The organism is Achromobacter sp., from assembly GCF_036567245.1.
Taxonomy (GTDB): domain Bacteria; phylum Pseudomonadota; class Gammaproteobacteria; order Burkholderiales; family Burkholderiaceae_B; genus Achromobacter.
In genome coordinates this window covers 1-5,547 of sequence record NZ_DATCUY010000115.1, presented here as the reverse complement: position 1 = coordinate 5,547, position 5,547 = coordinate 1, and the positions used below count along the sequence as shown (strand labels likewise).

Here is a 5,547-nt window from a genome sequence, read left to right as displayed (position 1 = left end):
CGGCCCGCTGGACGCCATCGGCATCGCCGGCGCGGCGCGCGGCATGGCGCCGGCAGAAATGCAGGACGAGCTGCGCGCCGTGGGCCGCTACATGGCGGGCGCCGGCATCCGCGTGCTGCACTACAAGTGCTGCTCGACTTTCGACAGCGCGCCGGAGGTGGGTAGCATCGGCGCCGCCGTGCGCGAACTGCGCCGCCACATGCCCAACCCGCTGGTACCCATCGTCGGCGGACAGCCCAGCATCGGCCGCTATTGCAGCTTCGCCCAGCTGTTCGCGCGCGCGGGCTCCGCGCCCGAGATCCATCGCATCGACCGCCATCCGGTCATGAGCGCGCATCCCGTCACCCCGATGCACGAGGCCGACCTGCGCCTGCACCTGGCGGCGCAAGGCCTGCCGGACATCCGCTCCTTGCCCCACACGGCCTACCCGCGCCTGCGCCGGGCAGCCGACGCGCCGCTGCTGGACGACTGGATAGACCAGGTCATCGAGACCACCGACGGACCTCTGCTGCTGGACCTGGTCGACGAGGAACAACTCGCCATCATCGGCCGTCTGATCTGGCGCGCGGCGTCCTGCCTGCCCTTGCTGGCGGTGGGTCCCAGCAGCGTGCAGCAGGCGCTGGCCCGCGCCATGCCGACGGGCGGCGCAAACGCCACGGCCGAGGCGCTACCAGCGGCCGGCGGCCCGGTGCTGGTGGTGGCCGGCAGCCTGTCTCCGGTCACCGCCAGGCAGATCGACGCTTGCCGGCAGTACTGGCGTCAGCCACTGCAAGCGGAACGGCTGCAGCGGGACCCGGCCTATGCGGCAGAACAGGTTCGGCAAGCGGTGGCCATGCTGGCCCAGGGACGCAACGTGCTGGCGCACACCGACCGGCCCGCACAGGCGCTGACGTCACACCAGACCACCGCCACCGCCCGCGCCACCGGCCAACTGGTGGCGGACATCGTGCGCGCCAGCGCGCAAACCGGCACCCGCCTGTCGCGCGTCGGCATCGCTGGCGGCGACACCTCCAGCCAGGCCACCCTGGCCCTGGGCCTATGGGGACTGGCGTTCCGCTGCGTGCTGGCGCCCGGCGTGACCGTCAGCCTGACGCGCAGCGACGACCCCGCCACGGACGGCATCGAGCTGATGCTCAAGGGCGGACAGATGGGCGGAGATCTGCTGTTCGACGACTTGGCGCTGGGGCAGGACTGAGGCGGAACGCGGCCGGGTTATGCTGCGCCGGTGCGCCCGGCCGGCGGGCGCCGTTCACTCTGGAGACTTGCCGTCATGAACTTGCCGCTGCGCGCTTCGACTATCGCCGCGATCGCGCTGTGTGTGTCCACCACCGTCCTGGCCGCCGCGCCGGCCGATCGGGCCGAATGGACCAGCGGCGTCATACGCAAGCTGCATCGCGACCTGTCGATGCCCAAGGAAGCGCAAGGTCTGGATGGCTCGCTGAGCCTGCGCCTGCGGCTCACCGTGATGCGGGACGGCAAGATCGCTGCGGTGGAACTGGCCAGTTCCTCGGGTTATGTCGCCGTGGACATAGCCGTCACCCGCATGATCCAACGCGCCAGTCCACTGCCGGCCTTCCCCGCCGACATGCCGGCCGACAAGGAAATCTTGATGGTGCCGGTGCGCTTCGAGATGGAAGACCAGCCCCCGCGACCCACACGCAATGTGCAGCTCCGCTACGCCGACCCGGCGCGCGGCTTCGGCGTGACCGTGCCCGCCCCTTACCGGATCGCGCAGGTCGGCAAGTCCGAGGAATTCGACGTGCTGGTGCAGATCGCCAGCACCGCCGGCACTCCGCAAGCAGCGGGTGCGGCGGGCTATCTGTGCGGCGTCGGCTTCAGCACGCCGCGCAAGACGCTGAAGACTCACCCCGGCGCCGAAGCCCCGCTCTCGGCCGCTGCCCGGATGGCGGCCGCCGTAGCCATCCTGGCCGCACAAGGCGAATCGCCTGGACAACGGAGCGGCTTTAAATTGCAGGGCGTCAAGGGCATCGACTACGTCGCCCCGGCCAGCAGCGGCGCGGATGGCGTGCCCCTGCTGCAGTACAACGCGTTGCTGGACAGCCCCACGCTGCGTGTCGCCATGCGCTGCACCACGACGAGCCGCGACATGCCAGGCGCCCTGTCCGCATTCCGCCAGATACGGGACGGAATCAGCCTGGGCAGGCAATAGGGCGGGCTCCCTGCCCCGCCCTGGCTGAGGGGCTCCCGCAGCACACGACGGCGGGAATCGAAACCCGACGCCTCGACTCAGTCCAGCATTTCAAAGAACGGCGCCATGCGCTCGCGCGACCTCAGGATGTGGTCGCGCATGGCGGCCTGCGCGCCGTCCGCGTCACGCGCCTCTAGCGCCTGCACGATGCGCGCGTGTTCAGTCACGGCTTCCTCGGTGACCCGCGAGTGGAAGCGCAGCCGGAACAGATGGGTATGCGCATACAGCCGCGCCAGCGCTTCGGCCAGCAGCTCGTTGCCGCTCTGCTGCGCAATCCAGGAATGGAACTGCGCGTCCAGCACGGCGAACTTGCCGTAGGCCACGCGCGCGTCGTCGGCGCTTGGGGCGCTCATGGCGGCGGACAGCGCGGCCAATTCCTGGCGCGCCGCGTCCGTCATGTGCTGCGCGGCCAGGCTCGCCCCGAACGGCTCCAGTTGCAGGCGCAGTTCATACATCTGCTCGAAGCGCCGGCGCGTGGGCATGGGCGCCGCGCTGTACCCCACGTGGTGGGTCTTGACGACGAGGCCTTCCGTTTCAAGCCGGATCAGCGCAGCGCGTATTGGCGTCTGCGACACGCCCAGTTCGCGCACCAGCGCATCGACCGCGATGCGCATGCCGGGCGCGATCTTCAAGGAAATGAGCTGCGACAGCAGCGTCTCATAGACCTCATCGCCCAAGGAGCGCACGCGCTCGCCCAAGCGCTGGCCGCCCGGCGCGTTCGAGGGCGCGGCTGCGGAACCGAGAGAGAGAGTCGTCATGGTTGTTTCGCCCAGGTTTGCCAACAATGTGTTGACGTCCAATTTGTTACGAGGTTAGCATAAATCAGATCGTATTTCAGATCCGATCGGATTTAACAACCAAACGAGACTATGACGACAACGATAAAAACGGGGGAGGCAAGGCAGGCTTGCATGCGCGCACTGGAACTGGCGGGGGCCCCGACGGGCCACGCCGCGACGCAGACCAACCTGCTGCTTGAAGCCGAATTGCGAGGCCGGGCATCCCACGGCCTGCTGCGCCTTCCGCGCATCATCGAGCGGATCCACAACGGCGTCGCCGACCCGAAAACCCGCGGCACCGCCGTTTGGCGCTCCCCCGCCTTCCTGGACATGGATGGCGAACGAGGCCTGGGCCCGGTCATCGCGCTGGCTGCCCTTGAGCAAATCGGCGACCGCGCCCGCGAGACCGGTATCGCCATCGCGGCGGTCAGCAACAACAACCACATCGGCATGCTGGCGCTTTATGCGGAACAGGTGGCGCGCGCGGGCCAGATCCTGCTGGCCCTGTCGACCAGCGAGGCCCTGGTGCATCCCTGGGGCGGCCGCCGCGCCCTGATCGGCACCAATCCCATCGCGATCGGCGTGCCTACCGAGGACGAACCCTTCGTGCTGGATATGGCCACCAGCCAGGTCGCCATGGGCAAGATCCACGACTACGCCAACCACGGCCGGCCGCTGGACCCGGGATGGGCGCTGGACGGCGCGGGCAATCCCACCACGGACGCCACGGCCGCCAAGGCAGGCGCGCTGGCGCCCTTTGGCGAAGCCAAGGGCTACGCGCTGGGGCTGGCGTTTGAATTGCTGGTGGCCAGCCTGACGACATCCGCGCTCGGCACTGCGGTCAAGGGCACGCTGGATTCCAGCGAGGTCTGCAACAAGGGCGACGTCTTCATCGTGGTCGAGGCGGGCTCTGGCGCGGTCGCCGACCGCATCACCCGCTACCTGGATGAAATCCGCGCGTGCCCCGCCCTGCAACCGGAGCGGCCCGTCGCGGTACCGGGCGACCGGGCGCGCGCCGAACGCCGGCAGCGCCTGGACACTGGCATCGAGCTGGCCGACGAGGTCTGGCACCGCATTCTCGATCTGGCGCAATGCGCCGCCTGAACGCACTACGACTTCATTCAAGGATCATCAATGACTGATTTGTTTGGAATCATGCGCGCGCCGCGCGCTGTCTTGTTCGGCAACGGCCAGCGCCTGGCATTGGGCCGCGTCGCGGCCGCCCTGGGCCAACGTGTGCTGATTTGCACCGACGAGCGTTTTGCCGGCACTCCGGAAATGTCCGAATTGCTGGCGTCGCTGGAAACCGCGGGCGTACGCGTCCAGGTGTACGACCGCACCCAACCCGATCTGCCCGTCGACGGCGTCTACGAATGCGTGGCCGCGCACCGCGCCTTCCAGCCTGATGCCATTGTCGGGCTGGGCGGCGGCAGCTGCCTGGATATGGCCAAGCTGGTCAGCCTGCTGCTGGCGCACGGCGGACAAGCGTCCGACTATTACGGCGAGTACAAGGTGCCTGGCCCGACCATCCCCGTGATCGCGCTACCCACCACCTCGGGCACGGGCTCCGAGGTCACGCCCGTGGCCGTGCTGGCCGACAGCGCCCGCGACCTGAAGGTCGGCGTGTCCAGCCCGCACCTCATACCCCACACCGCCATCTGCGATCCCGAGTTGACGCTGACCTGCCCCAAGGGACTGACTGCCATCGCCGGGGCCGATGCGTTGACCCATGCCATCGAGGCCTTGACCGCGGTCCGGCGCAGCCCGGACGCCGACATCGCACAGACGCGCGTGTTCGTTGGCAAGAACGCCTTCAGCGACCAACAGGCGCTGGTCGCCATCCGCGCGCTCGCGTCATATCTGCCTCGCGCGGTCGAGAACGGCGCCGACCTGCACGCCAGAGGGCAGGTCATGGCCGCGGCGCTGGCCGCGGGCCTGGCTTTCGGCGTAGCCGGCACCGCCGCCGCTCACGCCATCCAGTACCCCATCGGCGCCTTGACCCACACGGCGCACGGCGCGGGCGTGGCCACGCTTATGCCCTACGTCATGGACTTCAATGCGCCGGCCTGCGCCGCCGACTACGCAGCCATCTCGCAGGCGATGGGGGATACGGAAACCGATCCCGGACGCCTCGCCGCCAACGCGCCGCGTCATGTCTACGAACTGTTCGCGGGCATCGGCATCCCCGCAACGCTGGAAGGATTGGGCGTGCGCGCCGACCAGTTGGACTGGATCGCCGCGCAATCCATGCTGGCCGCGCGTCTGGTCACGAACAATCCCCGCCCGCTGGACCAGGCCGGCATCGCGGCCATCGTGGCCGCCGCCCACGCGGGCCGCGGCTCGTTTCGCCCATCCTGACAACCCCTTTTCTCATCCCTATCCGGAGCTGACACATGACCATCGAGGCCAGCAAGCTGTCCACTGACCTTTACATCGACGGCGCCTGGCGCGCCGCCACCTCGGGGCGTCGCATCGACGTGTTCGACCCGTCCACCGAGCAGGTGATCGCTAGCGTGGCCGACGCCACGCTGGAAGACGCCGCCGCGGCCGTGGATGCCG

At 69.0% G+C, this 5,547-nt stretch carries 5 protein-coding genes; 4 read left to right on the top strand and 1 reads right to left on the bottom strand.

What is annotated here, in order from left to right:
• Both VIR09_RS05210 and VIR09_RS05205 read left to right on the top strand, forming a co-directional pair.
• On the top strand, window positions 1-1,195 hold a 1,195-nt coding region (locus VIR09_RS05210), incomplete at its 5' end, for a four-carbon acid sugar kinase family protein (protein ID WP_332011911.1).
• Window positions 1,196-1,270: 75 nt separating this feature from the next.
• A complete protein-coding gene (locus VIR09_RS05205; protein ID WP_332011910.1) occupies window positions 1,271-2,170 on the top strand; it encodes a TonB family protein in 900 nt (299 codons plus the stop codon).
• Between the two features lie 77 nt (window positions 2,171-2,247).
• On the opposite strand, the gene VIR09_RS05200 is transcribed toward VIR09_RS05205, so the two are convergent.
• Window positions 2,248-2,967 (bottom strand): GntR family transcriptional regulator, encoded by a 720-nt coding sequence (locus VIR09_RS05200; RefSeq protein ID WP_332011909.1) that lies wholly within the window; start codon window positions 2,965-2,967, stop codon window positions 2,248-2,250.
• Between the two features lie 111 nt (window positions 2,968-3,078).
• Between VIR09_RS05200 and VIR09_RS05195 the strand changes: the two genes are divergently transcribed.
• Together VIR09_RS05195 and VIR09_RS05190 are read left to right on the top strand one after the other, a co-directional pair.
• Entirely contained in the window at window positions 3,079-4,092 is a 1,014-nt protein-coding gene (locus tag VIR09_RS05195; protein ID WP_332011908.1) for an Ldh family oxidoreductase, read from the top strand.
• A gap of 30 nt (window positions 4,093-4,122) precedes the next feature.
• The gene (locus tag VIR09_RS05190) at window positions 4,123-5,346 is read left to right on the top strand and encodes an iron-containing alcohol dehydrogenase (RefSeq protein WP_332011907.1); all 1,224 of its coding nucleotides are present in this window, start codon (window positions 4,123-4,125) and stop codon (window positions 5,344-5,346) included.
• Window positions 5,347-5,547 lie beyond the last annotated feature (201 nt).